The sequence below is a fragment of the Amycolatopsis antarctica genome (assembly GCF_002262875.1).
GTDB classification, from domain to species: domain Bacteria; phylum Actinomycetota; class Actinomycetes; order Mycobacteriales; family Pseudonocardiaceae; genus Amycolatopsis; species Amycolatopsis antarctica.
In genome coordinates, this window is sequence record NZ_NKYE01000014.1 from 32,335 (window position 1) to 58,753 (window position 26,419).

Annotated in this window: 25 protein-coding genes; 13 read left to right on the plus strand and 12 right to left on the minus strand. The window is 69.2% G+C overall.

What is annotated here, in order from left to right; all coding sequences use genetic code 11:
• Positions 1-14: 14 nt before the first annotated feature.
• From CFN78_RS29575 to CFN78_RS20735, 3 genes are all read right to left on the minus strand, one after another.
• On the minus strand, positions 15-377 hold the full coding sequence (locus CFN78_RS29575) for a hypothetical protein (protein WP_205660596.1): 363 nt from the start codon (positions 375-377) through the stop codon (positions 15-17).
• A 190-nt stretch (positions 378-567) separates the two neighbouring features.
• Entirely contained in the window at positions 568-1,212 is a 645-nt protein-coding gene (locus CFN78_RS20730) for an SRPBCC domain-containing protein (protein ID WP_094864529.1), read from the minus strand.
• A gap of 3 nt (positions 1,213-1,215) precedes the next feature.
• The gene (locus CFN78_RS20735; RefSeq protein ID WP_094864530.1) at positions 1,216-1,620 is read right to left on the minus strand and encodes an ArsR/SmtB family transcription factor; all 405 of its coding nucleotides are present in this window, start codon (positions 1,618-1,620) and stop codon (positions 1,216-1,218) included.
• A 207-nt stretch (positions 1,621-1,827) separates the two neighbouring features.
• Here CFN78_RS20735 and CFN78_RS20740 point away from each other — a divergent pair, with 207 nt between their 5' ends.
• From CFN78_RS20740 to CFN78_RS20765, 6 genes are all read left to right on the plus strand, one after another.
• On the plus strand, positions 1,828-2,409 hold the full coding sequence (locus CFN78_RS20740; RefSeq protein ID WP_094864531.1) for a dihydrofolate reductase family protein: 582 nt from the start codon (positions 1,828-1,830) through the stop codon (positions 2,407-2,409).
• A gap of 1,240 nt (positions 2,410-3,649) precedes the next feature.
• On the plus strand, positions 3,650-4,342 hold the full coding sequence (locus CFN78_RS20745) for an SAM-dependent methyltransferase (RefSeq protein WP_240519588.1): 693 nt from the start codon (positions 3,650-3,652) through the stop codon (positions 4,340-4,342).
• 675 nt (positions 4,343-5,017) lie between these two features.
• Positions 5,018-5,692, plus strand: a complete 675-nt coding sequence (locus CFN78_RS20750) for a response regulator transcription factor (RefSeq protein ID WP_094864533.1) — start codon at positions 5,018-5,020, stop codon at positions 5,690-5,692.
• A gap of 2 nt (positions 5,693-5,694) precedes the next feature.
• Positions 5,695-6,996 (plus strand): sensor histidine kinase, encoded by a 1,302-nt coding sequence (locus CFN78_RS20755; protein WP_094864534.1) that lies wholly within the window; start codon positions 5,695-5,697, stop codon positions 6,994-6,996.
• Positions 6,997-7,048: 52 nt separating this feature from the next.
• Positions 7,049-8,362, plus strand: a complete 1,314-nt coding sequence (locus tag CFN78_RS20760; protein WP_094864535.1) for a DUF1800 domain-containing protein — start codon at positions 7,049-7,051, stop codon at positions 8,360-8,362.
• A gap of 12 nt (positions 8,363-8,374) precedes the next feature.
• Positions 8,375-9,622, plus strand: coding sequence for a DUF1501 domain-containing protein (locus tag CFN78_RS20765; protein WP_094864536.1), 1,248 nt, complete (start codon positions 8,375-8,377; stop codon positions 9,620-9,622).
• Positions 9,623-9,717: 95 nt separating this feature from the next.
• Here the strand turns inward: CFN78_RS20765 and CFN78_RS20770 are convergent, their stop codons facing one another.
• Both CFN78_RS20770 and CFN78_RS20775 read right to left on the minus strand, forming a co-directional pair.
• Positions 9,718-11,112, minus strand: a complete 1,395-nt coding sequence (locus tag CFN78_RS20770) for an aldehyde dehydrogenase family protein (protein ID WP_240519589.1) — start codon at positions 11,110-11,112, stop codon at positions 9,718-9,720.
• Between the two features lie 333 nt (positions 11,113-11,445).
• Positions 11,446-12,225 carry a helix-turn-helix domain-containing protein gene (locus tag CFN78_RS20775; protein WP_094864537.1) on the minus strand — a complete coding sequence of 260 codons (780 nt, stop codon included), beginning with the start codon at positions 12,223-12,225 and terminating at the stop codon, positions 11,446-11,448.
• A gap of 221 nt (positions 12,226-12,446) precedes the next feature.
• Here CFN78_RS20775 and CFN78_RS20780 point away from each other — a divergent pair, with 221 nt between their 5' ends.
• From CFN78_RS20780 to CFN78_RS20800, 5 genes are all read left to right on the plus strand, one after another.
• Positions 12,447-13,496: an ABC transporter substrate-binding protein gene (locus CFN78_RS20780; protein ID WP_094864538.1), complete on the plus strand. Its 1,050-nt coding sequence runs from the start codon at positions 12,447-12,449 to the stop codon at positions 13,494-13,496.
• 86 nt (positions 13,497-13,582) lie between these two features.
• The gene (locus tag CFN78_RS20785; protein ID WP_165777639.1) at positions 13,583-14,548 is read left to right on the plus strand and encodes a FecCD family ABC transporter permease; all 966 of its coding nucleotides are present in this window, start codon (positions 13,583-13,585) and stop codon (positions 14,546-14,548) included.
• A complete protein-coding gene (locus tag CFN78_RS20790) occupies positions 14,545-15,651 on the plus strand; it encodes a FecCD family ABC transporter permease (protein ID WP_094864540.1) in 1,107 nt (368 codons plus the stop codon). The genes CFN78_RS20785 and CFN78_RS20790 overlap by 4 nt, the downstream gene beginning before the upstream one ends.
• A 22-nt stretch (positions 15,652-15,673) precedes the next feature.
• Entirely contained in the window at positions 15,674-16,576 is a 903-nt protein-coding gene (locus CFN78_RS20795; RefSeq protein WP_094864646.1) for an ABC transporter ATP-binding protein, read from the plus strand.
• On the plus strand, positions 16,573-17,466 hold the full coding sequence (locus CFN78_RS20800) for a siderophore-interacting protein (RefSeq protein ID WP_094864541.1): 894 nt from the start codon (positions 16,573-16,575) through the stop codon (positions 17,464-17,466). The genes CFN78_RS20795 and CFN78_RS20800 overlap by 4 nt, the downstream gene beginning before the upstream one ends.
• Positions 17,467-17,490: 24 nt before the next feature.
• On the opposite strand, the gene CFN78_RS20805 is transcribed toward CFN78_RS20800, so the two are convergent.
• Together CFN78_RS20805 and CFN78_RS20810 are read right to left on the minus strand one after the other, a co-directional pair.
• Positions 17,491-18,714 carry a macrolide family glycosyltransferase gene (locus CFN78_RS20805; protein WP_338065545.1) on the minus strand — a complete coding sequence of 408 codons (1,224 nt, stop codon included), beginning with the start codon at positions 18,712-18,714 and terminating at the stop codon, positions 17,491-17,493.
• An 82-nt stretch (positions 18,715-18,796) separates the two neighbouring features.
• Entirely contained in the window at positions 18,797-19,204 is a 408-nt protein-coding gene (locus CFN78_RS20810; RefSeq protein ID WP_094864543.1) for an NAD(P)-binding domain-containing protein, read from the minus strand.
• 68 nt (positions 19,205-19,272) lie between these two features.
• Here CFN78_RS20810 and CFN78_RS20815 point away from each other — a divergent pair, with 68 nt between their 5' ends.
• Together CFN78_RS20815 and CFN78_RS20820 are read left to right on the plus strand one after the other, a co-directional pair.
• Complete coding sequence (locus CFN78_RS20815) at positions 19,273-19,752, plus strand: Lrp/AsnC family transcriptional regulator (RefSeq protein ID WP_094864544.1); 480 nt, start codon at positions 19,273-19,275, stop codon at positions 19,750-19,752.
• A gap of 162 nt (positions 19,753-19,914) precedes the next feature.
• Positions 19,915-20,592: a hypothetical protein gene (locus CFN78_RS20820; RefSeq protein ID WP_094864545.1), complete on the plus strand. Its 678-nt coding sequence runs from the start codon at positions 19,915-19,917 to the stop codon at positions 20,590-20,592.
• Between the two features lie 51 nt (positions 20,593-20,643).
• On the opposite strand, the gene CFN78_RS20825 is transcribed toward CFN78_RS20820, so the two are convergent.
• From CFN78_RS20825 to CFN78_RS20845, 5 genes are all read right to left on the minus strand, one after another.
• Positions 20,644-21,882, minus strand: coding sequence for a sensor histidine kinase (locus tag CFN78_RS20825; RefSeq protein WP_094864546.1), 1,239 nt, complete (start codon positions 21,880-21,882; stop codon positions 20,644-20,646).
• Positions 21,879-22,535, minus strand: coding sequence for a response regulator transcription factor (locus CFN78_RS20830; protein WP_094864547.1), 657 nt, complete (start codon positions 22,533-22,535; stop codon positions 21,879-21,881). The genes CFN78_RS20825 and CFN78_RS20830 overlap by 4 nt, the downstream gene beginning before the upstream one ends.
• A gap of 175 nt (positions 22,536-22,710) precedes the next feature.
• Positions 22,711-23,787, minus strand: a complete 1,077-nt coding sequence (locus tag CFN78_RS20835) for an SMP-30/gluconolactonase/LRE family protein (protein ID WP_165777641.1) — start codon at positions 23,785-23,787, stop codon at positions 22,711-22,713.
• A 697-nt stretch (positions 23,788-24,484) separates the two neighbouring features.
• The gene (locus tag CFN78_RS20840) at positions 24,485-25,162 is read right to left on the minus strand and encodes a response regulator transcription factor (protein WP_094864549.1); all 678 of its coding nucleotides are present in this window, start codon (positions 25,160-25,162) and stop codon (positions 24,485-24,487) included.
• The gene (locus CFN78_RS20845) at positions 25,163-26,347 is read right to left on the minus strand and encodes a sensor histidine kinase (RefSeq protein ID WP_094864550.1); all 1,185 of its coding nucleotides are present in this window, start codon (positions 26,345-26,347) and stop codon (positions 25,163-25,165) included.
• Positions 26,348-26,419 lie beyond the last annotated feature (72 nt).

The window sequence follows — 26,419 nt, forward strand, 5'->3', positions numbered from 1 at the left end:
GGAGAATGATCAGATCATTCGTGCCTCGATCGCCTCGAGACCGATTCTTCGCGGACATCTTTTCCCTGCTCGGCGAATGCCGTGGAATCCTGCATGTGCTGTCGCGACTGCTTGCGGAAGGTGTCGGGCACCAGAAGCCCCACCAGCCGCATCGGCACGCCGCTGAACCGGTACTCGTTCTCGCACTTCCAGAGCGTCGTTTCCGGGCCGGCTTCGGTCAGCCCGGTCGCGTCGGCGAGAATCTGGACCACCCTCTCCCGCGGCAGGGCGATCTCGATCGAGAGACGGTGTACTTCACGCGCGCATCGCTCTTCCTTCTGAGTGTGGGACAACATCCTGTTGCGCTGCTTGCCCTGTTCTCCTCGACCGAGGAGCACCGATCACTCCGTGTCCGGGCGACCTTGCGATCTACGGCCCGGGTCGCCAGCGATTACGCTCACCGAACAACCTCGGTAGGAAAGTTATGGGCGTACGCAGCCTCGGAGCGGCCCTACGCCCGACGATCTGATGATTCTCATTGGCGGTGCGAGCGCCAAGGACGCAGGTCGGCCCACCGTGGCAGGAATGTCAGGTCGGGTCGGGTACGTAGAACTTCGTCGTGGCCTCGACCGCGGCCGCGACCTGGTCCGCGTCACCACCGGCGGCGAGATGAGCCTGGCCCCACGCCGCGGCGCTGCGCCGGCCGAACTCGCGCCCCTCGGGCGACTTCTCGAACTCCTCGTGGTCGACGATGTCGTCGCCTGCCAGGAGCCGGCCCAGGGTGAGCAGGCGCAGGTCCCATCCGACGCCGCCGGCCCCGGGGCCGTACGTCGGGAAGGATGGCTCGCCGACGACCGCGGAGTGGATCAGCTCGAACTCGGTGTCGCCGGTCGGGCCCGGGGCCAGGCGCACCTCGACCTCGCTCGTGCCGGGCCAGTCGTCGGCCTCCGGGCCGAAGAGCCAGGACACCTTCAGCAGCCGCGGTGACTCGCACCGGAGGATGTCGCCATGCTCACCACCCTCCACCTCGAACGTCCCGCCTGCCCGGAGGTCCCCGGTGACCGGCTTCAACCAGCGGGCCAGCCGCTCCGGGCTGGTGATGGCGTCCCAGACGTCCTCGATCTCCGCGTCGTATCGGCGCCGGAGCTCCACGGTGTACGCCTCACCGGCGGGCACGCTGCCCTTTCCCATCACGCGGTGCATTGCGGCCAGCTCGTCCAATACGTCTTTCATGTGTCATGTCCCTTTCGGTGGTGGATCGCTCTTGTCCGCATCGGTACCTGAACCGGCCGGTCGGGTGGCCCCGTCGGCCGGGATCCTGCGTGCACGCCTGCCCCGGGCCAGCTCGGTTGCCAAGGCGTCGAGGCGTTGTTCCCAAAGCCGGCGAAACCGGTCCAGCCACGCGTCGACCTCGCGCAGCGGCGCGGGCTCGACTGTGTAGAACCGGTGAGTGCCTACGGCCCTGACCGACGCGAACCCGCTGTCACGCAGCACGCGCAGATGCTGGGAAACAGCCGGCTGGGAGATTCCGAACTCGGCCCGGATGACATCCGTGACCGCCCCGGAGGTTCGCTCACCGTCGGCCAGCAGTTCCAGAATGCGCCGGCGCACCGGGTCGCCGAGGATGTCGAACGCGTGCACGTCGCCGACTGTACCGTCCTCGGCTTATATAAGTCAAAATTGTTATTCGAGGCGTTGGCGCAAGGCGTCGAGGCCCGGCGGCGGTTCATGCGCGAACATCCCCGCCACGCGCTGGACAGCTGGCCGCTGCCGGCCGATCGATTTCCTACAAGAGCGGCAGCTCACGACACGCTAGTTTCGAGGCACCCCGAAGCAGAGGAGAGCCCCGTGGGCAAGGTTGTCATGTACAGCTCGGTATCGGTGGACGGCTTCGTCGCGGACGAGAATGACCAACCAGGACCACTGTTCGACTGGTTGTCCAGTGGTGAGGTCCCGTTGGACGAGAGCGGCGAGCTGAAGGTGTCGCAGACGTCCTACGACTACACCCGGCCGTACTGGGACCAGATCGGGGCGACACTCGCCGGCCGCCATGTCTTCGACCTGACGGACGGCTGGGACGGGAAACCTCCGGGCGGGGTCGACCACGTGGTCGTCGTGACGCACCGGCCGGAGCCCGAGGGCTGGGACCCCGAGGCGCCGTTTCACTTCGTCGACGGCGTCGAGGCAGCCGTGGCCAGGGCGCAGGAGCTTGCGGGTGACCGCTTGGTCGAGGTCGCCGCTGGCGACGTCGGTGGCCAAGTGCTTGCCGCCGGTCTGGTCGACGAGGTGCGCATGGACGTCGTACCCGTCGTCTTCGGATCCGGTAAGCGCTACTTCGGGGCGGTCCACGCGCAGCACCTGTTGGAGGGACCTGACTTGGTGATTCAGGGCAACCGGGTGCTTCACCTGCGCTATCGGGTGCGCCGTTGACCTAGCTGAGCGGGTACGCGAAGAAGTCCACTGCGAAACGGTGACCCAAGATCGGGCGTCCGGCTGCGCGTGCGCATCACCGGTCCTGGTCGGGCAGCCGACGCCGACCCGCTCCAGTACCTCACTTGCGGCAGGTTCGACTCAAGATCGCTGGTTGCCGGGTTTCCGTCGTATCTTGGCCGACCCTCCCTTGACCGAACACCGACGCCGCTTCGCTGTCGGCTTGGTCGCTCGGTCAGCCGAGCCTCCGGCGCCGGGTATCGCTGGCCGCCGGGCGAGGTCCAGCCGGGATATCCGTTGGTCGACGCCATAACTCACACGGCGCCTGATCTTCCGCTATGCCATCCACTCGTTCATCGGTGGAGAAAGCCGGTTGCCTCAGCTTCCATAGTTCGCGAAAAGCATGACTGGTGGCCGACCCTACGCTGCTGAAGGTCAGGGTTGCACACACCAGAGCCGTGACGGCCAGGATCGCAAGCGCAGCCGAACCTGCCCGGCCGACGATGTTGGTTACCCATCGACTGGCTGCTACACACCTGAATTCACGGTGGGAGTGCTTCGCGCAACTGATGTATCAGCGCTACCAAGGCCTTGTGGCCCAGGAGTTGTTGACGCGGCACTTGGTCGTCGGCGCCCAATGTCGCCCCGGCGGGGGAGCGCGGAGTTCGAATCCGGCCGTCATACCGCTCCGGCCGACCGCGCGTGCTGGCACTTCGACGTCGAGCGGTTCAGTCTCCGCTGATCGGCGCAGGACACCGAGGCGTACGTCGTGTTCTTGGTGGTCGGTTCCCTGAGCGTGTCGATATCATCGCGCAACCGACGAGTCCACGACCGCCGCCGCGCGATCAGGGTAGACGACTCGATCCCGGTCCGTCGCCACCTAAGTGATTGGGTACGGCAGGGCGGTTTCCGTCGGGACCGATCCAGATTGGTGCTTCCGGCCCCACGTGCTGTGCCGAGGTCCCGCCGCGCCAGAGTTGCACGAGCGGATCCTGCCCACGAAGTCGCCGTGGCCCGTGCCTTCCGGTACCTACACGCGGCCGGACGTAGGAAGTCCTCCGCGTCCGAGGTCACGAGCCCGGAGCCGACCAGGCTGGTTCCACTTCTGCTTCGTGGCCGGTGGCGGCGACCGACAGGAGCTGTAGCCTCGAACAAACCGATTGCTCGTGTCATTCGACCATGTCAAGTTCGCAGGGTGGAACGTCAACAGATTTCCAGAATTGCCCATGCGAACCATCCGGTGTCCGCGCCGCTGGACGACGACTCGGTACGACGGCTGTTGGAACGCGCGCTGCCAGTCGGTGACGAGTACATTCTCGACCTCGGTTGTGGCGGTGGCGAGTGGCTTCTGCGTGCGTTGGCTGCCTACCCGCGGTTGCGAGCGGTGGGCGTCGACATCTCCGAGAGCGCGCTGACACGTGCCCGGCACGCGGCACGCGCCCTCGGTGTGGCGGACCGGCTCGTCCTCTTCCACGAGGACGCCAAGGATTTCAGCTCCGCACAACCGTTCGACGTGGTCCTCAGCATTGGATCCGCGCATGCCTTCGGAGGGCTGCTCGCGAACCTCGCGGCCGTCCGAAAGCTTCTGTCTCCCGGAGGGCGCATCCTCGTCGGTGACGGCTTCTGGGACCACGAACCATCGCCGGAAGCAGTGCAGATGCTGGGCGAGTTCCACGATCTGCGTACCACGATCGGCCGTGTCGTCGCTGATGGATGGGTCCCGACCTTCGGGCACATCAGCACTCGCCGTGAGCTCGACGAGTACGAATGGGACTGGGCGGGGACACTGGCTGCGTGGGCCCTCGACCACCCCGACGATCCGGACAGCCCACAGGCACTTGCCGTGGCCGCCACCCACCGCGACGAGTGGCTGCGGGTCTACCGAGATGTCTTCGGGTTCCTCTGCCTGGTCCTCCGGCCAACGATCGACTGACCGGACCCGAGCGCTCACGGGCCGACTCGCCGCGACCTCCTCGCGACCTCGCTCGAGTCGCTACCGCAGGCCCGAGGCTGGCCGCCCTACCCCGCACGGCCCACCACGAGCGATCTCGGATCGGCTGGGGTCGCGTGTTGCCAGTACCGGTGCGGCTGTCTTCGTCTCAGCCCCGTGCATGGTGGTGTCGTCAACCTCGCGCGCGGTGTCGCGGTTCTGGAGACCGCGGTCCGGTTGTGCAGCTCAGGTGACTTCGTCGCCCGGCGCGTCGCGCTCCTGGGAACCCGGGCACCGAGCAGTCCGGTACCGCAAGCGACGAACCCCGATACAGAACAGCCATTCTCCGGGCGCCGCCGGGTGTTCCGCAGCACCGGATGGTCTCTGAGGACACACCGGAAACACGGCCGTGCACGGGCGATCTCGCCCCGCCGAGCCGACGGCAGCCTGCGGCCGGCCGGGATCATCTGGGCGCACGGAGAGCACGGCGGCGTCGGTGCGAGAACGAACCTGATCACGTGGCGTGATCGGATCATCGGGCGGTCTACCGCAGGGGCCGCCGCGCCGATCTGACAGTTGATCATGCCTCCTGAGTACTGACGTGGCTCACGATGGTTTGCGTTGACCCAGTTCGAGTCGCAGGATGCCCCGGCCGGTCAGCCTTGGCACTATGAGCCGATGAGTGTCGCCCGGGTACTGGTCGTGGAGGACGCCGAGGCGATCCGGGTGTCCGTCGAGAGCGGCCTGCGCGAGGCTGGGTACGAGGTGCTGGGCCGGGGCGACGGGCGGACACTGGAGGCCGACCTCGCCCGGTACCGGCCGGACCTCGTCGTGCTCGACGTGATGCTGCCGGGCCGCGATGGCTTCGAACTGCTCGGCGTGGTGCGCGGCCACGGCACGGCGGGCATCGTGCTGTTGACCGCCCGGGACGGGGTGCCCGACCGGTTGCGCGGGCTGTCCGCCGGTGCGGACGACTACGTGGTGAAGCCGTTCGTGCTGGCCGAACTCGTCGCCAGGGTCACGGCCGTGCTGCGCAGGCTCGGCCGGGTCGCGCTGACCGTGACCATCGGGGACCTCGTGCTGGACGCCGGATCGGGCACGGTACATCGTGGCGGCGAGCTGATCGAGTTGACCGTCACCGAGCTGCGCCTGCTGTCCTACCTGGCGGGCAGGCGCGGGCAGGTGGTCAGCAAGACCCGGCTGCTGACCGCGGTATGGGGCTACGAGGACTACGACGCGAACCTGGTCGAGGTACACGTGAGCGCCCTGCGCCGAAAGCTCGAACTGCGCGGGCCGCGGCTGGTGCACACCGTGCGCGGGCGCGGGTACCTGCTGCGCGCCGAGGGGGACTGACCATGTCGGGCCTGCGCACCGCGTCGCTGCGGCGCCGAGTCACCGTCACCGTGTTCGCGGTGCTGGCGGTGGTGCTGGTCGCGCTTGTCGTCGTGGTGACGCTGCTGTTCGGCAGGCTCGCCGAACGCAATATCAACGCGGCACTCGGCGACCGCGTTCAGCTCGCCCAGCAGCTCGCCCGCGCGGGCACCGGCCCGGCGACGATGGTCCGCAGGCTCGACGGCCGTGGCGTTCGTGCACGACTGGAAACCGTTGACGGGCAGCGATTCGGTGACCTGGGCGAGCGCGGCGGCGACCAGCGAACGCGGGAGGTCACACTCCCCGGAAACGGACGGGTCGCCGGTGCGAAGCTGACCCTCGCGGCGGACGCCTCCGTGCTGGTGCGGACCGAGACGACGCTGGTGCGGCTGCTACTGGTGACCGGTGCGCTGGCGCTGGCGGTCGCGGTCGCGGCCACCCTGTTCGGTGTTCGGTTCGCGCTGGCGCCGTTGAACAGGATGACGGATCTGGCCCGCTCGATCGCACGCGGTGACCGTGGCCGCAGGCTGGCACCGGAACGGCCGGAGACGGAACTCGGCCGGACTGCCGAGGCGTTCGACGACATGCTCGACGCCCTGGAGGATTCCGAGCAACGCACCCGCCGGTTCGTCGCCGACGCCGCGCACGAACTGCGCACTCCCATCGCCGGGGTGCAGGCCGCCGCGGAGGCCGTGCTGCACCAACCGCCCGACACCGACCCGGAACAACGGGAACGCCTTGAAGCCCTGCTGATCCGGGAATCCCGTCGTGCGGGCAGGCTCGTGGACGATCTGCTCGATCTCGCGCGCCTGGACGCGGGTGTGACCTTGCGGCGCGGCCCGGTGGAACTGGCGGGTCTCGTCGCGGCACGGGTGGAACAGGCGCGGTTGCTGACGTCCTTCTCGCGGATCGAGTTCACCGGTGTGCCGGTCACGGTCGACGCTGACGCGCAGCGGGTGGACCAGATCGTGGCGAACGTGCTGGACAACGCCCGCCGCGCCAGCCCCGACGGCGGACGGATCCGGGTGGAGGTCACCGGGAGGGGCGAGGTCACCGTGCTCGACGACGGTCCGGGCGTGCCCGAAGCCGAGGCGGGACGGATCTTCGACCGGCTGGTGCGGCTGGAGCGAGCGCGTGACCGCGACTCCGGCGGGTCCGGACTGGGACTGGCCATCGCCCGCGGCTATGCCCGCGCGCACGGCGGCGACCTGACCTGCGAACGTCCACCGGACGGACATCGTGGCGCCGCGTTCCGGTTGCGGTTGCCGGTGCTGAAGGCTTCCTGAAGTCCGGCCCGGAATCCGTGCCCGTGAGCCTCCGGGACGACAGTATCGGGGTGTGACCCCAGTAGACGAGCGCACCGCGATCAGCCGCCTGCTCGACCGGCTGAACTTCGGTCCGGCACCCGGCGAGCTGGACCGTCGGGTGCCGCGCGGTTTCACCGCTACCCTCGACGAGCTGCTCACCCCCGCGGCACCCGTCGTCCTGCCCGACCTCGGCCCGCTGCCGGAGAAGTCCGGGAAGAAGGGCGAGAAGAACTCCGCGGAGAAGGGGGCGGCCAAGGAGGCCAAGGACCTGCGAGCCCGGCAGGAGGCGACCGCGGTGTCCTGGTGGCTCGACCGGATGGTCACCGAGCCCACCGCGACGGAGCGGCTGACCTGGTTCTGGCACGGGCATTTCGCCACCAGTGCGCAGAAGGTGAAGTATCCGGCGCTGATGCTGCGGCAGATCGACCTGTTCCGCCGGCAGGGCATGGGATCGTTCAGCGATCTCGCCGAAGCGGTGCTGGTCGACCCCGCGATGCTGATCTGGCTGGACGGGCGGCGCAACACCGCCGAGGCACCGAACGAGAATCTCTCCCGCGAGTTCATGGAACTGTTCGCGCTCGGTGTCGGCAACTACACCGAGGACGACGTGCGTGAGGGAGCGCGTGCGCTGACCGGCTGGACCGTGAGTAAGGACGGAAACGCCGAGCTGGCAACGAAAAAGCAGGACGGCGGGGAGAAGACCCTGCTCGGCGTCACCGCCGCGCACGACGTCCGGTCCTTCGCGGCCACTGTGCTCGCCAACCCCGAGTCGGCCCCGTACGTCGCGGGCAGGCTCTGGGAACGCCTCGTCTCCGACACCGCACCGCCGGGCGAGGTACTCGACCGGCTCACCGCCGCGTGCGGGCCCGGTCGCGACGTCCGGGCGCTGGTGCGGGCGATCGCGCTCGAACCGGCGTTCATCGACAGCGCGTCAGCGGTGGTCAAGCAACCGGTGGAGTGGGGCGTGGGACTGATGCGCGCTCTCGGACTCCGTCCATCCACAATGGACGCAGAGACGGCAAAGGGGCTCACCGGTGGACTGCGCGGTATGGGCCAGGTTCCGTTGCGTCCGCCGAGCGTCGGCGGCTGGCCGTCCGGGCAGGCGTGGCTGAACACCTCGGCCGGCCTGTCCCGGTTGCGGCTTGCCCAGCTCCTCGCGTCGAAGGCGGAACTCGGCGGGCTGCGGGGGACAGCCGAGCCGGAACGTCCCGACGCCGTGGGCTTGCTGCTCGGAGTTCCCGCCTGGAGCGACCGCAGTCGCGCGGCACTGTCCACTGTGGCCGGCGATCCGATGCAACTGGTCGCCGCGGCCGCGTGTTCCCCCGAGTACGTCGTCAGTGGATAGGAGAACCACACCGTGAATTCGTTGACCCGACGCAGGTTCCTGATCGGCTCCGGCGTGGCGGGCGCGGGTGTACTCGCCGCGGGTGCCACTGCGGTGACCTTGCCGGAGCTGATGAACGCCGCGCAGGACACCCCGCTGGCCGACGGCGCCGGGGTACTGGTGGTGGTCACCCTCTACGGTGGCAACGACGGGCTGAACACCGTCATCCCCGCTGGGGACGGTGCCTACCAGGACGCCCGACCGGAGCTGGCGTACCAGCCGGACGAGGTGCTCGACATCGGCGAAGGGCTGGGGCTCAACCCCGGACTGTCCGGGCTGAAGGGTCTGTGGGACTCCGGCAGGCTCGCGATCGTCCCCGCTGCCGGGTATCCGAAGCCCGACCACAGCCATTTCCGGTCCATGTCCATCTGGCAGACGGCCTCGCCGGAGACCCAGACCCGCACCGGCTGGCTGGGCCGCTGGCTGGACGCGACGGGCTCGGATCCGCTCGGCGCGGTGTCGATCGAGTCGACGCTGCCACCGCTGTTCGCGGGGGAGACCACCGCGGCCGCGACGCTGCCGGTACGCGGCCTGAAGCTGCCGAAGGGCAAGCTCGCCGACGCCGTGCGCGCACTCGGCACCCCACAGCCCGGCGAAGATCCGCAGCGGGCACGTGTCGCCAGGTCGTTCGCCGATCTGATGCGTGCCGCCGAGATTCTCGGCCCGCCGGCGGGCGAACGGCAGCCGGACGAGGCCGAGGACGAGGAGCGCGACAACGGTGCGTCGGCGGGCGGCAAGGGCGCGCTCGGGGCGCAACTCGACGTGGTGGCCAACCTGATCGAGGCCGGTGTGCCCTCGCGGGCGTACTCGGTGTCACTGGGCGGTTTCGACACCCACGCCGACGAGCGCGGAACCCAGCAGCGCCTGCTCACCGAACTGGACGGTGCCCTAACGCCGTTCGCGCGGCGGATGGCGGGAACCGACCGCGGCAAGCAGGTGACGGTGCTGGTGTACTCCGAGTTCGGCCGCAGGGTCCGCGCGAACGGCAGTGACGGCACCGACCACGGCACGGCGGGCCCGATGTTCCTGCTGGGGCAGCAGGTGCGGGGCGGACTCGCCGGCGCCGCACCGAGCCTGACCGACCTCGCCGACGAAGATCTCAAGCACGACACCGATTTCCGGGACGTCTACGCCACGGTGCTCGACCGGGTACTCGGCGCCGATCCCACGCGGATCCTCGGCGGGCACACCGGCCGCGCGGACGCCCTGTTCCTCGCCTGAACGACCTCGACTATCGATGACACGGATCCGCGCGCGGTCCGATCGACCGGTCGTGGAGCGACGACACGACACTGTACGAAAGACTGCAACGCCATTTACCGGCCTGGGATTGGCGCTACCGCAAGTTCCTGGGCGAATTGCAGACGATCTGGCGCATGGCGGACAGCGAAGTCGGATCGATAGTCCCGTCCCTCGGCGCGCGTCGTCGACGGGCAGTGGTGACCGTTCGCACGGCGCCTCAAGTCCCACCGCGGACCGCCGCCACCCACCCGTGCCGCCTGTTCCACCACGACTCGACCGTGCGCGCTTTCCTCATCCGTTGACGCGTTGCGGCACCTGCCAGGGGTTGTCCGCGCGCAGCGGCTCGGGCAGCAGCGCCTCGGGCCAGCCCTGGTACGCCACCGGTCGGAGGAACCGTTCGATCGCGGCGGTGCCGACCGAGTCGTTGCCGGTGCCGTGGTGGCCGGGAACGGGCCACCGTGCTGCATCGCGGCGGTCACCGAGACGCCGGTCGGCCAGCCGTTCCACAACACCCGGCCACTGCGCCCGGCCAGCACCGCGGTGAGCTCGCCGAGTGCGGCGGCTTCGTCCGGCTCGGCCTGCAGGGTGGCAGTGAGCTGTCCAGGCAGAGCGGCCAGCACCGGGAGCAGTTCCTTCGGCTCGCGATACCTGACGACCAGCCCGAGCGGCCCGAAGCATTCCTCGGCGGCGTCCGGATTCCCGGCGAACGCCGCGAGATCCCTCCGGAGCAGTCGTGGTGCGATCGAGTCGTCGGCGTCCGGCCACACGACCCGGTCCACGCCGGGCTGTCCGGCGAGTTCCCGTGCGGTGCGCAGGTATCCGCTCGAGATCCGTTCGTTGAGCATCGGTGCGGCAGCGGATTCGGTGAGCAGCCGGGCGATCCGGTCGACCAGATCGCTGCCCTCCGGGATGAACAGCAGCCCGGGGTTGGTGCAGAACTGGCCCGCGCCCTGGGTCAGCGAGCCGACGTCGTCGCCCTCGGCGATCGCCGCCGTGCGGGCGGCCGCCGCGCCCGAGGTGACGACCACCGGGTTGACGCTGCCCAGCTCGCCGTAGAACGGGATCGGCCGGGGCCTTGCCGCCGCCATCTCCGCCAGCGCCAAGCCGCCGGGCACCGACCCGGTGAACGCTGCCGCCTGGATGTCGTTGTGCCGCAACGCCTCCACATCGTTCCGTTCGCCCTCGACGAGGCCGAGCAGACCCGGCCTGCCGAGCGCCTCGGCGACGCTCCCCGCCGTGCGGCGGGACAGCACCGGATGCCCGGGATGGGCTTTGACCACGACCGGGCAGCCCGCGGCCAGCGCCGAGGTGGTGTCGCCGCCCGCGACGCTGAACGCGAACGGGAAGTTGCTGGCCGCGAAGATCAGCACCGGGCCGAGCGCGGCCCGGTAGCGGCGCAGTTCCGGTCGTGGCCCGGTCGGCCAGTCCTGGCGCCCCGGTCTCGCCCGGCTCGCCGCCGAACGCGTCACCCTTCTCGGCGGCGGAGCGGGATGACCGGTCGCGGTGATCGACCCCGCCGGAGACGGTCACGATCGTCACCTACCGGCCCGGGTGGCCGCGCACCCATCCCGAGGAGCGCGCGCGATACGAAGAAGCGAAACGAGCAGCGGTCCCAGGGCGGGAAAGTCATGGACTACAACGAGCGCAAGCAAGTGGCTCTACGACCGCTCCTTCGCGCGACAGGAACGCTGTAGGCGCCGGTCGCCAGCCTCCGGCAGCCGTGCACGCCGCCGACAGTAAGGACAACGGGGCCGCCCGACGTGGTCGCGCCCCGACGACAGGTCAGGTCGAGCGGCGCCCAGTCACGTGGCCGTGTATCGCCGGGCGTACTCGGTCGGCGACACTCCGAAGTGGCCATGGAAGACCCGGCGGAACGCGTTCACATTGGTATAGCCGACTCGATGGGCGACGGCGTCGAGGGTCGTGTCCGAGCGCAGCAGGATGCTCGCGGCCTCCATCCGGTTCTGGATACGCCACTGTCGCAGGCTGATGCCGGTCTCCGTTTCGAACGCACGCCGGATGGTGCGCGAGGACGTGTGCACCGATTCCGCGAGCTCGACCGCGCTCCGGGTGTCACCGGGGTTGAATCTCAGCGTTTCCGCGATGATCCGTGCCGGTTCACTGGCAGGCATCGGCAGGGTGGTCGACAGCACCGGGCTCGGTTCGATGAGTCCGAGGATCTGACGGGCCAGATTCGCCTCCGGCTTGATGATCGAGTTCCACGCTGTCACATAGGCGAGCATCAGTGCCCGCAGCTCACGGCTCACGGTGACCAGCCCCGGTTCGCACAGTGTGGTGGCCGTGTCGGCGGCGTCGAAGATCACCGGCATCAGTACCGAGCCGGCGTGCACGGTGAATTTGTGCCGGGTGCCCACCGGTATCCACAGGGCCTGGTGCTTCGTCAGCGTGATCGTCTGGTCCTTCACGGTGAGGTCGGCCGTGCCCTCCATCTGCCACAGGAGAACGTGGACCCGACCCTCCCGGCGAGCGTCGATCGTGATCGGCGGTATCCAGATTCGCCATGGTGTCTCGTCCGCGCCGTCATCGTCCGCCGCTCGCTCACGGTCGCCCTGTTGTGGCATCGCTCCACTCTCGTACGACGCTTCCGCGCTGTCCCGCGGCTTCTGCGCAATGTGGCCAAATCAGTGCACCACGAGGCCAAAACAGAGTACCCGCATAGGTTAGGTTTCCCTAAGCTTAGTCCGATACCGGTGATCGCCGTTCCCGCGCGAGAGCTGCTGAGTCGCGTCGTGCGCTCGCCATCGGCCGAAGCGGTGCGTGGCATCCCTGAGAGGAGCATTCGATGACCAAGTTGCCAGGCGCGCGACTCCGCGTTCTCGGAGCCGTCGCGCTGACCGTCGCTTTCGCGCTGACCGGTTGCGCCGCCACCGAGTCCGATACGGGCGAGCAGGCGCAGACGCCGGTCGCGACCGCGTTGCCCGCGGCTGAAGGGACGACCCAGTACCCGCTGACGGTCCAGTCCCGGAAAGAAGCGGTGCTGGAAAAGCGGCCGGAGCGGATCGCGGTGCTCGGTTTCTCCACCAATCTCGACGTACTCGAGGTGCTGGGCGTGACCCCGGTGTACGCGCAGCGCGAGGAGGCCGAGTGGGAGTGGCGGAACAAGGACTGGCTGGCCGGGATCGAGGTCGTCGACGCCGGCACGCGCCGTGATCCGGTCAATGTCGAGGGCATCGCCGCGACGAACCCGGACCTGATCCTCTCGCTGAACTACGCGGTGGAGGACGCCGACTACGAACGGCTCAGCGCGATCGCGCCGGTGCTGGAGAAGAAGGCCGACGTCTCCTCCGACCAGATCGACTGGCGCGAACTGCAACGCCTCGCCGGCGAGGCACTGGACCTGCCTGCCGCTTCGGAACAGGCCATCGCCAAAGCCGAGCGGGCGATCGCCGACGTCGCCGCGAGGCACCCGCGGTTCGCAGGCAAGACCATCACGATCGCCACCGAGTACTCCTCCGGCCTCGAGTACTACACGGTCGCCGGCGGTACCGCCGAGACCTTCGTGAGGGCACTGGGATTCATGCCCAACCCGCTCGCGGAGAGTTTCGTCGCGAACCCGAAGATCGCCAGTGAGCAGGTGCGGTCACTGGACGCGGACGCGCTCGTGGTCGGCTACAACAGCCAGGCGATCCGTGCGCAGCGTGAGGCGGACCAGCTTTTCCAGTCCATCCCGGCCGTCGCGCAGGGCCGGTACACGGCGGTCGTCGCCGGCGAGGAGGGCTCGGGCACGAATGCCATCTGGGTGATGCGCCGCGGCGCGAGCGCACTCAGCCTGCCGTGGGCGGCGGAGACGGTGGCGAGCGTGTGGCTGAGCAAGGCCGGCCTGACCGGGTGATTTCGCAGGCACTCGGACGGCGCGGTGGGCGGGAGGATGCTCTCGCCCACCGTCGGCCGCGCGCTCGCCGGACGCTCGGGCCGGCCGTGCTCCTGGCCGCACTGGCGGCGGTGGTGCTCGCCAGCATGGCGCTGGGGGCACAGGCGCTGCCCTTCGATCAGGTGTGGCGGGTGCTGTGGGAACGGGACGGGTCGGAGGCGTCCATCATCGTGTGGACGCAGCGTTGGCCCCGCACGATCATCGGCATCGTGGTGGGCGTGTCCTTCGGGGTCGCCGGTGCGCTGATCCAGGCGTTGACGCGCAATCCGCTGGCCGAACCGGGGATTCTGGGTGTGAACGCCGGGGCGGGGTTCGCCGTCACCGTGGGCGTCGGGGTGTTCGGCCTTTCCGGCATCACCGGTTACGTCTGGTTCGCGTTCCTCGGTGCCGCGGCGGCGACGTTGCTGGTGTACCTGGTCGGCTCCGCCGGGCGTGGACTGGTCTCGCCGGTGACCCTGGTGCTGGCCGGGGTGGCACTGGGTGCCGTGCTGAACGGCTTCTCGACGTTCCTGACGTTGATCGATCCGGAGACCTTCCGGTCGATCCGGAACTGGGGACTGGGATCGATCGCCGACACGAGCCTGGACGACACGGGTGCCGTGCTGCCGTTCCTGACGGTGGGACTGGTGCTCGCGGTGCTGATCGCGGGGCCGCTGAACGCGATCGCGCTCGGTGACGACCTGGCGGCGTCTCTGGGTACGAAGGTGATCCGCACCAGGGTGCTCGGGGTGATCGCGTTGACTCTGCTCGCCGGAGGCGCGACCGCCCTGACCGGAGGGATCGGGTTCGTCGGCTTGGTGGTGCCGCATGTCGTGCGATGGTTCACGGGTCCGGATCAGCGGTGGATCATCGTCTGCTCGGGGCTGGCCGCGCCGGTGCTGGTGCTCGCCGCGGACGTGCTGGGCAGGGTGATTGCCCGGCCGGGTGAGATCGAGGTGGGCATCCTGACGGCGGTGATCGGCGCTCCGGTACTGATCGCGCTGGTGCGCAGCCGGAAAGTGAGCGAGCTGTGACGGGCACTGAGCCCTCGTCCTCGCCGACCGAGGGTGCGGCGAGGGTCGATTTCGGCTATGCCACCCTCGGGGTTCGGACGCGCTGGTTCTCCGTCCTGCTGCCGGTGCGGGTGCTCGCCGTTTCGGTGCTGTTGTTCCTCGTCGCGACGGCCCTTGCGGTGGTGGCCATCACCTATGGCGACTATCCGCTGCGGCTGGAGCAGGTGCTGGCCGCGCTTGCCGGTGGTGGAGAACGTTTCCAGCAGGTGATCGTGGTCGAGTGGCGGCTGCCGGTCGCGGTGGCCGCGGTGACCTTCGGGGCGCTGCTGGGTATCGGCGGGGCGATCTTCCAGTCCCTGACCCACAACCCACTGGGCTCACCGGACGTGATCGGTTTCGACGCCGGTTCCTACACCGCCGTGGTGCTCACGATTCTGGTGTTCGGCTCGGGTACGTACTGGTCGGTGGCCGCGGCGGCGATTGCCGGCGGACTCGCGACGGCGTTCCTCGTCTATGTCCTCGCATACCGGCGCGGTGTCCAGGGTTTCCGGCTGATCATCGTAGGGATCGGTGTGTCCGCGATGCTCGGCGCGATCAATTCCTACCTGATCACCCGCGCCGATGTCGACGACGCCCTGGTCGTGGGGTTCTGGGGCGCGGGTTCCATCTCCCGGGTGTCCTGGACGAGCATGGTGCCCACACTGGCCCTGGCGGCCGCGATCGTCGTCGCGGCGGCCCTGCTCGCACCTACGCTGCGCGTCCTGGAACTCGGCGAGGACACCGCGATCACCCAGGGCGCCCGTCCCGGCCCGGCTCGCCTGGCTCTGATGACCGTCGGTGTCGCCACGGTCGCGCTGGTCACCGCCTCGGCCGGGCCGATCGGATTCGTCGCCCTGATCGCACCCCAGGTGGCCAGGCGACTGACCAGGTCGCCGGGGGTGAGCCTGCTCGCCGCGGCCGCGATGGGAGCGACCCTGCTGGCGTGCGCGCATCTGCTGTCCCTGGTGATCGCGCAGTTCTACCGGGCCATCCCGGTCGGCCTGATCAGCGTGTGTCTCGGTGGGATCTACCTGCTCTGGCTGCTCGTCCGCGAAGCCCGCAGACAGTACGGAGGCCCCCGGTGACCCGGAGAGAAAGCTCATGGTGATGAACCAGACCAACGAGGTGGCGCGCGCCGGCCGACCGGTCCCGGCCAAGGTGTCCGCTCAGGACGCGACGATCGGCTACGACAGGCGCGTCGTCTCCGCGAACCTTTCGGTGCGAATCCCCGACCACTCGTTCACCGCGATCATCGGTCCGAACGGGTGCGGGAAGTCGACCCTGTTACGTGCCCTCGCGCGCGTTCTCATTCCCACCAGCGGGCAGGTGCTGCTGGACGGCAAGGCGATCAACTCGTACCGGTCTAAGGAGGTCGCCCGCCGGCTTGGGCTGCTGCCACAGACCTCGCTCGCGCCGGACGGTATCCGCGTCGCCGATCTCGTCGCCCGCGGCCGGGCACCGCACCAGAACCTGATCCAGCAGTGGCGCGAATCCGATGAGGACGCTGTCGCGGCCGCGCTGACGGCGACCCGGCTCACTGAACTGTCCGGCCGCTTGGTCGACGAACTCTCCGGCGGGCAGCGGCAACGGGTGTGGGTGGCGATGCTACTGGCCCAGGACACCCCGATCATGCTGCTGGACGAGCCGACCACGTTCCTGGACATCGCGCACCAGTACGAACTGATGGAACTCTTTCGTGGCCTGCACGAGGACGGCAAGACCATCGTTGCCGTCCTGCACGACCTGAACCAGGCGGCCCGGTATGCCGATCACCTCATCGTCCTGCGCGACGGACAGGTCGTCACCACCGGCGCACCGGAGGAGGTCGTCACCGCCGAGCTGATCGAGGACGTCTTCGGGCTGCGTGCCCTGGTGGTGCCGGACCCGGTCGCCGGCACCCCGAACGTCGTGCCCCTCGATCCGCGCACCAGCACCCTCCGCCCGGTGGAGCCGAAACCGTGTCCTCTCCCCGGCGACAACCCAGCCCCCGACGACGAGGAACTCCGATGACCATTCCCGCATCACCCGCCGCCACCGGAACGAACCGCACCGGTGAACTCCAGCACCGGTTCCAGCCTGCGATCGTCCGCCGGGATCTGCGGGTGTCCAGAGTCGAGGAGATCACCCTGCGGTACCGGCGGATCGTGCTGACCGGCGACGTACTCGCGCAGGGCTATCCGTTCGTGCGGTTCGCCTGCAACGACCACGTCAAGGTGTACTTCCCGAACCCACGGACCGGGCAGATCGTCGCCTACCGGGAAACCGCCGGCGGCGGCTGGGAACCAGACAGCGACAGCGGTGCGCCGATCCGCCGGGACTACACGCCGCGGGCGTGGAATCCCGAGGCGCGCGAGCTGACCGTGGACTTCGTGCTGCACGAGCACGGCGTCGCCGGAGTGTGGGCGAGCCGGGCGGTCCCCGGCGACGAACTCGTGGTGATGGGTCCACGCGCGAACTGGCTGCTACCCGAGAACTACCCCCACTATCTGGCGGCCGGGGACGAAACGGCGATACCGGCGATTTCCCGGCTGGTCGAGGAGGCACCACCGGGAGCCCGGGTGACAGCGGTGATCGAGGTCGCCGACCCGGCCGAGGAGCAGCGTCTCACCGTAGGGGCGGGGGTGGACCTGGATCTGCGCTGGGTGCACCGCGACACCGCTCCCGTCGAGGCGGATCACGGGAGTGCGTTGGAAACCGCGGTGCGCCGGATCGATCTGCCCGAAGATCCCGATGCGCTGTATGCCTTCGCAGCAGGGGAAGCAGGCACGATGAAGCCGATCCGCCGATACCTCAGGAACGAGCTCGGACTGCCCGGACGACAGACCTGCGTCGACGGCTACTGGAAGCGCGGCACGGCCGACCACGACCACCACACCAGCGAACCCGACGACGAGAACTGAAGGAGTCCGACTCGCGGTGAGGACTCAGTTCCCGGCGCTGGTCAGTTCGAGCACGGCGTCAGCGGCCCGGGGCGCGCCGCCGGTCGCGGCGATCTCGTTCGCCATCCAGCTGAGGCGATCGCGCACGACGGTGTCCTCGGCAAGACCTTCGACGGTGTCGCGCAGGGTTCGCGGACTGAGGTCGGTGGGATCGAGTGTGACGCCGAGGCCGAGTTCGGCGACGCGGTCGGCATTGAGGAAGTGCTCGGACACCTGCGGCAGCATGACCAGCGGCACGCCGAGGGAGAAGGCCTCCATGATCGCGGTTGTGCCCGCGTGGGAGACGAACGCGGTGGCCTGCCGCAGAAGCCGTTGCTGCGGGATCCACGGCGTCGCCTCGACGTTGGCAGGCAACGGGCCCAGCTCGGCGAGCGGGGTGCGGCCGGTCGCCATCACCACGCGCCACGAGGAGCCGGCGAAGGCGTCGGCGCACGCGCGGAAAAGGTCGGGACGGTCGGTGAACGCCGAGCCGAGCGAGACGACCAGCAGAGGCCGGTCGTCGCTCGCGGCCGCGTCCTCGGACGGCGCGAGCGTGGGCCCGACGAACTGCCACGTCGAGTCGAAGGTGTCCGCCGCGATCTGGAACGCGGCGGGCAGGAACACGAGCCTCAGCGGCACTTCCGGCTGGACCATCGGCAGCAGCGGGCCGTCGAGCCCCTGGTCCGTGGAGAACTGCGCGAGGTGTCCCGCGTGTCGGACCAGTGCCTCGTTGTCCGGCCGGAAGTCCGGCGGCAGCAAGCGGTGCAGCGGCAGGTGCTCGTTCACGGCCATGCTCCCGGTGACCGACACGGCCGGCACTCCCAGACGCTGAGCGAGCGCGATGCCGATGGGCGCGACGGCCGCGTCGAAACACACCGCCGCGGCGTCGCGCTCTCGTCCCTGGGCGACGAGCCGGTCCAGGTGTGGTGCGGCGGAGGTGAGCAGGCCGTCGAGGAAGTCCACGAACGTCGTGGTGCTGAAGCGTTCGCTGGAGAGCCATCCGGCGTCGAGTGTCCACGGCAGCTCGAATCCGCGCGCTCCGGCCGCCTCCGTCGCGCCGATCTGCTCGGCCCCGGTCGCGTAGACGACCTCGATCCCGCGCCGGGTCAGCTCCCGCACGAGGGGGAGGGTGACGGTGACATGACCGGCCGCGGGTGCGGCGACGAAGAACACGCTTCCAGGCAGAGTGATCCCCTCCTCAGGACGCCCGCCAGGATAGCCAGCGAGCACGTACCGGATCGAGCGCTCGGTGGCGGAAGGACCCGAAGGACCAGCAGCACCGTCCGATAGGGCATGTTGTGCGATACGCGGTTCACCGGCCGGCTCTCGACTGCCCGGTGGTGCTTTCCGTGTGGGTCACCGTTGGCCCGCATGGGGTGGCGCGACCCTGTCGTGAATGCGCGCGAGTGCCTGCCGGAGGCCAGCCACGTTGGCCGGGCCGAGCCAGTCCTGACGCAGCGATTCGTTGGATGCCTGCCAGCACCTCCGCCACGTCACTGGGGCGTACCAGGAGCAGGATGACGTCGCTGTGCTCCACGACGGCCTGGTTGCTCGGGCAGGCCCGCACCCCGTGGAAGGTGGTTGCCAGGCCGCGCGCGGCCCCGGCGCTGCGCGGCGACAGGTGGATCGGTAGCGGCGAGGGGGTGCTGCTCAGGCCCGTCACGATGGCCTCGCCGAGCTCTCCGACTCCGATGATCCCTGTACGGCGCGTCATGTCCATCTGGCGAACATACGAGCAGCGCCGACGAACGCGCTTGCAAAGATTGCGTGGGCGCGCAAAAATTTCGCGTGCCCGAATCGCTCCGGCTGGACGAGATCGACGTCCGCCTGCTCGACGAGTTGCAGATCGACGCCGACCGCACGCTCCGCGAACTCGGGGGCCTGGTGGGCTTGTCACCCAGTGCGGTCCAGCGACGCGTTCAGCGATACAAGGCCGCGGGCCTCACCCGCACCGTCGTGCAGATCGCCCCGGACAAGGCCCCCAGGCTCACGCAAGCCGTGGTCCTGCTCGCACTGGTCAACGAATCCGTGGAGCACCACAGGCGGATCACCGAAACGCTGCGAGCACACCCGGCGGTCCAGCAGTGCTTCCTGCTCTCCGGACGGTGGGACTACGCGGTTCTGGTCTCGGCACCATCCGTGCGCGAGCTGCGGGACACGGGAAACCAGCTCTTCAAGGCGGACGACAACATCCGCCGCTACGACACCATGTTCGTACTCGACTCCGTGAAGGACGGAGTCAGTATCCCAGCGCAGTACCTGACCTGAGTTCTCTCGTGACGTACACACCTTCGGCTGATACACCTCGACTGACTTGACCTGGCCCCGAGGGCATCCCTTGTACTGGGCGTCAGCGCTCGTGGTGGATGCGCGGGCATCGTCCGGTGGCCGGGGAACCCATCCGAGGGCAGTCCCGAGGAGAGAAAGACGATGGTCAAGAAGCTCAAGCGGCGCTGGCAGCTCGGCAGGGTCAGGCCCGGCGACGGGCGGCCACTCGCCGAGTACCGTCTCTGGCAGCTCTTCTCGCGCTCATTGTTCTTCCTCGACCTCCCGGCCCCCTCGGGGCACAGTCAGACCTACGCGGTCGACGTGCGATACCTCGCCGATGCGAAGACCAAGAGCCAGCACAACAACGCGGTCGGGAGGAGCCCTGCCGCGCTGTACCGCGACGGTGTCCAGGTCCACCGGGCCAACCTGCCGACCACGTTCCCGGTGCCGGGTGGTGTGATCGAGGTTGCCACCAGCGCGTTCGGACTGAAGCGCATGCGCTACGTCGCTGAGGACGGCAGCGAACACGCTCTGCGCCCGCACCGTTCCTCCCAGGAGGGGCTGCGGGCGAGATTCGAGCAGAAGTTTCCCAGGACGAGCACCGTCATCGGCGCGCTCGCCCTGGTCATTCTCCTCGTCGTGTTCGTCGTCGCCGTTCTCAAAGGTGTCGAGACCGTCACCCGGATCCCGGTCGTCGCCGAGCACCTCGGCACCTTCGTCTCGCCGATCCGCCTGCCCACCTGGGCGAACGTCACCATGGTCGTCGCCGGGATCCTCTCCGCCGTCGAACGCGCACTGAGACTCCGGTACCACTGGCTGATCGACTCCGTCGCCTCCTGACGGACGGTTCGGCGATCCCCGGACGATCGATGCGCTCCGAACGCTCACCAGTCACTGTCCACTGAGGACAGTAGTCGTTTTCCGGGACACCGGCGCGTCGATACGGGCCGGGTGTGGTCCCCAGAATTTCGTGGCGTACTCCGCCGGCGGCAGACGGACCTCGACCGCGAGCCCGCCCTCGGTCCTGGGCAGCGCGGTGACGGAGCCGCCGTGCGCCTCGGCGATCGCCCGCACGACCGAGAGGCCGAGACCGTTGCCAGGGGGCGGGTCCGCCCTGGTGAAGCACAACCGCTGGAACGGTTCGAACAGGGCGGCACCGTCGGCGGAGTCGATGTGTGCGCCGCCGTTGGCGATCTCGAGGGAGCAGCTCGTCCGATCGTCCTTGGTGCGCACGGAAATCCAGCCGTGCGCACTGTTGTGGATGTACGCGTTGTCGACGAGGTTGCGGACCAGTTGCTCGACCAGCGCGGCGTCGCCACGCACCTTGGCCGTGTCCAGTTCGGTGGTCAGCTCGATTCCCCGGCCGGAATGGGCGACTCGTTCGTGCAGAATGTCCTCGGTGAACCTGGCGAGATCGATGATCTCGTCCCGGCGCACGGTCTCCGCGTTCTGTGCCAGCGTGAGCAGGCCCGCCAGCACACGTTCCTGGCGATCGAGACTGGTGAGCAGTTTGCGTCCCAGGGCCACGGTCTCAGGCCCTACCTGTGGCCGCGAGAGCGTCACCTCGGTGACCGCTCGTTGCGCCGCCACCGGGGTCTTCAGCTCGTGCGCGGCATTCGCGATGAACCTGCGTTGCCCGGTGAACGACCGTTCCAACCGGCCCAGCATGTGGTCGAAGGCGTCCGCGAGTTCCTTGATCTCGTCGTTCGGACCGGGAAGCTCGATGCGTGTGCTCAGATCCTGTTCCGCGGCCCGCCGGGCCGCGGCCGTGATGGACCGGACCGGGCGAAGTGCGCGCCGGGCCGTGAACCACCCGAGAAAGGCGGACACCAACGCCACGACGCCCAGCGCGATGAAGCCGTTCTTGATCAGCGAGGAATAGCTGAGCGCCACCGGATTGTCGATGGGGTCATCGTTGAGTTCCTCCTCGACCGGGGGCGGAGACGGAAGCTCGGCCGGCTCGACGACGGCGTCCGGTGACGAGTCGGGAATGGGGGGCGCGCTCGCCATCCCTGCCGGGGCCAGCGGATCCGCCATCACCATGGTCAGGCCGAGCAGTATCGCCCCCGTGACGACGGTGAGCAGCACGTAGGCGAGCGTCAGTCTGCCTCGCAGTGTCCAGCGCTTCACGAGATCCGGTATCCCACGCCGGACACCGTCTCGATGACGCCGGGTTCACCCAGTTTCCGCCGGAGCGAGGTCATGGTCACGCGCACGACGTTGGTGAACGGATCGATGTTCTCGTCCCAGGCCGTTTCCAGTAACTGCTCACTGGAGACCACGGCCCCGTCGGCGCGCAGCAGTTCCTCGAGAACGGTGAATTCCTTCTTGGTCAACGGCAGGGGGTGGTCATCGCGCACCACCCGGTGCCGTGCCGTGTCCAGCGAGATTCCCGCTCGCTCCAGCACCGGAGGTGCCGCGGGCCTGCTCCGCCGCCCCAGTGACCGCACCCTGGCGACGAGTTCGGTGAAGGCGAACGGTTTCGGCAGGTAGTCGTCCGCGCCGAGTTCGAGGCCGCGGACCCGGTCCGGAACCGCGGAGGCCGCGGTGAGCAGCAGGATCCGCGGGCCCGGCTGGTCACCGATGAGCGAGCGGCAGACATCGTCGCCATGCACGAGCGGCAGGCCGCGGTCGAGCACCACGACGTCGTAGTCGTTGACGCGGCACCGGTCCAGCGCGGCAGCGCCGTCGTACACGACGTCCACCGCGAGCCCGCTGTCCCGCAGGCCCTCGCTGACCGCGTCGGCGAGCATCTTCTCATCCTCAGCCACCAGTATGCGCACGGAATCTCTGTACCACCACGCGCGTGCCCGGCCGGGAAAGGAAGTACATCCGGGCAACCGGACGATCCGATTCACCTCGGGCAGGACGCGGGCTCCGCAGCCGGCACAGCTGTGCGGCTCGCCGTTCCCGAACAGCTCGCCGTGCAGGCGATGGCGAAGCGAATCGGGTACGGCCTCAGGGGCTGACCCGTGCGATCCGGTCCTTGCCGACCCGGCCGACCCAGATCTCGTTTCCGACCGGGGCCGCGGTGGTGGCCATCCCGAACTCCGGATCCTCACTGCGGTAGACGACCTTCGTCTTCCCCTTCCCCGGGTTGATCTCGACGATCGAGAACCCTGGTGGGCAGTCGGGCCCCTCGCCGGCCCCGCAGGTGCCGAGGTCCTCGGCGGTGATGTCCTGGCCGGTGGTCAGGATGGTGCCCCTCACGGTCGTGCGGAGGTTGTCGGGCAGGAACTTCAGTGACGCCACGGTCTTCGGGAGTCCCCCCGCCACGGGAATGGCCACGATGCGGCGGCTCGGCCAGTCCGCGACGTAGGCGGTCTTGCTGTCGGCCGAGACGGCGACCCCGTTCGGTCCGGGGAGGGCGCTGAACGGAACCGTCGTCCATCCTGTGCCGCGCTGCCACAGGCGAACGTCGCCGCTGGAGCGGCCCTCGATGATCGCCTTGTAGTCCGGAGGTTTGGTGGAGTCGTAGGCGTTCGTCGCCACGAAGCCGGAACCGTCGGGTAGCGCGGCCACTCCGTTGCCGCCCACGGTCTCCGGCAGCACGGCGCATCCTCGCCACGAGACGAGGGGCGGAGAGCTAGCAGTGTCCACATCGAATACTTCAACGGCCTCGCGGCCACCGTGGTTGACCACGAGCAGCCGAGCCACGCCGGGGCCGGTGGCGACGAGATCGAGTCCGTGCGGCGAGAACCGCTGCGCGTCCGGCGGGCCGGGACAGTCCGGGTACGTCTCTCGGTCGGGACGCGCGGGCCCTGCATTCGCCGGCCACAGGTCCACGATGGCACTGTCGGTAGAGTTCACGCCCTGGAGGCGTCCGGTCGTGGTGCCGTGTGGAACACCGCTGCTCACCACCCAGGTGCTGGCCGGTACCGCGATGAGGTCCTCCGGGCGCTGCGGCCCGTCGATGATGGTCTGGTGCCGCCGGTCGAGGCCCGCGGCCGTCTGCTCCGCACCGGGAGTCGCGCAGCCGGTGACCACGACCGCCGTGGCCAGCAATGCACCGGCGAGGGTCCGTCGCGCGCTCACCGGGACAGGCCGATCGCGTGGCCTTCGCCGACGCTCTCCCGGGGCCCGTGCTCGACCGGAACGGCCTCGTGTCGAAGCTGTTCGGATCGGTGTCTCCGGGGCGACGCCCCGGTCGTTTCCGTTGCGGGGGCTGCGCACGACGGCATCATCGAGTGGTTCTCCTGCTCGTGGGAAGGTCGATCGGAGTGGTTCGTGCGGGCACTGCGAACAGGCAGACCCCGTCCGCCGAGCCGGGCGTGACCCGCCCGCTCACGCTTGGCGTGCCCGAATGCGGCGGCCGTGGCTTACGCGGGGATTTCGATGGGTGGCGTGACGGCGTCCTCGTCCTCGAGCGCCGTCGGTTCACTGGTTCGCGGGGTGGTCGGGGTCGTGCCGGAGGATCCAGTCGGGAGAGCACCCTCAGGCGGCGGCGAGAGCGACGATTTCCGGCCCAGCCGTCGCGAGTGGCTGCACTGTTCGCGTCGTCGTCATCCCGTCCCCGCTGAGCACACGAGGCGTCCGAGGTTGCTCAGGGCGATCACAACGGATATGAACTTACGCCGACTCGCCGGGAGACTTGCACTTTCCAGGGAGAACCGTGCCGATCTCGTTGTCCGAACGGGCAATCCGCTGGACGCGGCGGAGCATGTCTGATCCGGGCGGTCCTTCGCTTACGGGTGGCCAGGGGGGACGGTCGGCGTCCTCGGTGCCAGGACGGTCACTCCTCCGCGTCACGGACCAGGAGCGCGATCTGCACCCGGTTCTCGACCGCCAGCTTGCTGAACAGGTTACCCGTGTGCGCCTTGACGGTCGCGACGCTGATGTGTAGCCGCTCGGCGATCTCCGGGTTGCCCAGCCCGTCGGCGATGGCCTTGGCGGTGTCGAGTTCCCGTTCGGTCAGCGTGGACAGCCGTTTCCGCGCGGTGTCGCGGGTGGAGCGGCGGGTGCCGGAGGACGCCGGCCCGGTGGCCGCGGCGATCACCCGTGCCGTGGCCACCGGAGACAACACGGGGTTCCCGTCCGCGACCGCCCGCACCGCGTCGACGATCCGTGCCGGAGGGGTGTCCTTGAGGACGAAGCCGAGCGCTCCGGCGCGCAGGGCGCCGAGGACCAGATCGTCGGAGTCGAAGGTGGTCAGCATGAGCACTTTCGGCGGTGCCGGCCGGGTGAGCAGTTCCCTGGTCGTACTGAGGCCGTCCCGGCCCGGCATCCGCACGTCCATCAGCACGACGTCCGGGCGCTTCTCGTCCACCACGAGGAGCGCGGCGTCCCCGTCGGCCGCCTCCGCGACGACGGTCAGGTCCGGTTCCCCGTCGACGACGAGCCGCAGCGCCATCCGCACCAACTGGTCGTCGTCGACGATGACGACGCGCACCGGCTCCCGCTCGCTGTCCACTCAGGTTCTCCTCTTGTGGTCGTGGCCCGGCCAGGGTAGTCGCGCGGACAGAAGGTATCCGTTGTCGGCTGTCGGGTGGTGCTCGAGTTCGCCGCCCGCAAGGGAAACCCGTTCGCCGAGGCCGAGTAGCCCGAATCCCGATGCCGGTGCCGGAGTGGTTCTGATGGTGGGCGGGGAACTGCGGACGCCGACGTGGATCTCCTCGCCCGCCGTTCCATCGAGGACGACGTGCACCTGGGCGCCCGGGGCGTGCTTGGCGGCGTTGGTCAGCCCCTCCTGGACGATCCGGTAGCAGGTTCGCCCGAGGACCTCGGAAGGTTCCTCCGTCACGGTGGTGGTGAGCGTGGCGTTCAGTCCGGACGTGCGTGCGTCGGCTACCAGTTCGGGGATGCGGTTGAGGGAGGGTTGTGGCGGCTCCGGGCGCTCCGGGTCGGCCCTGAGCACACCGAGGACGTCACGGAGTTCTTCCAGCGCCTGGTGGGATCCCTCGGCGATACCGCGGATCAGCACGCGTGTCTCCTCGGCCGCCAGATCGCCGCGGTGGTCCAGCACTCCGGCCTGCATGGCGACCAGAGAGATTCGGTGTGCGAGAACGTCGTGCATCTCGCGCGCGATCCGGTTCCGTTCCAGCGTCCGTGCCTGCGCCGCTCGCGCCGCCTGTTCGCGCTCCGCGCTCTCCGCCCGTTCCCGCAGGGACAGCACCTCGACCCGCCGCGCACCCACGGCCATGCCGGCAGCCACCGCGATCCCCCCACTCAGTGCGGGAATCGTGAGTTGGAGCCAGATCGGGCCGGACGGGCTCTGGATCGGGTAGAAACCGAAGGTGAACTGAGACGCGGTGACGTAGGCGAGCACGACGATCCCGATCTCCACCGGACGACGGCGAGTCGAGATCGAACACAGGGCGAGCAGCGCGGCGCCGGTCGCGAGCGCAGACGCGGTCGAGACGATCACGACCGTCATGGCCACGGCGAGCGGGAACCGCCGTCGCCACAGCAGCGCCACCAGGCAACCGAGAGCCACCAGCGGATCTCCGCTGATGAACCAGGACAACGTCCCGGTGGCGTATCCCGGTGGCAGCAGCACGCCGATGTAGAGCCAGGCGGGTACGCCCACGGCCACGGCCGCCGCGAGTCGCCATACCTGTTGCCATGCCCCGAGCCGTGGCGCGACATCCGTGTTCACCGGGTCATTGTCGCGGAAGCGGGGGGGTGGGCGCACTGGCCCCGGGGACCGTCGTGCCCCCGACCGGAGTCG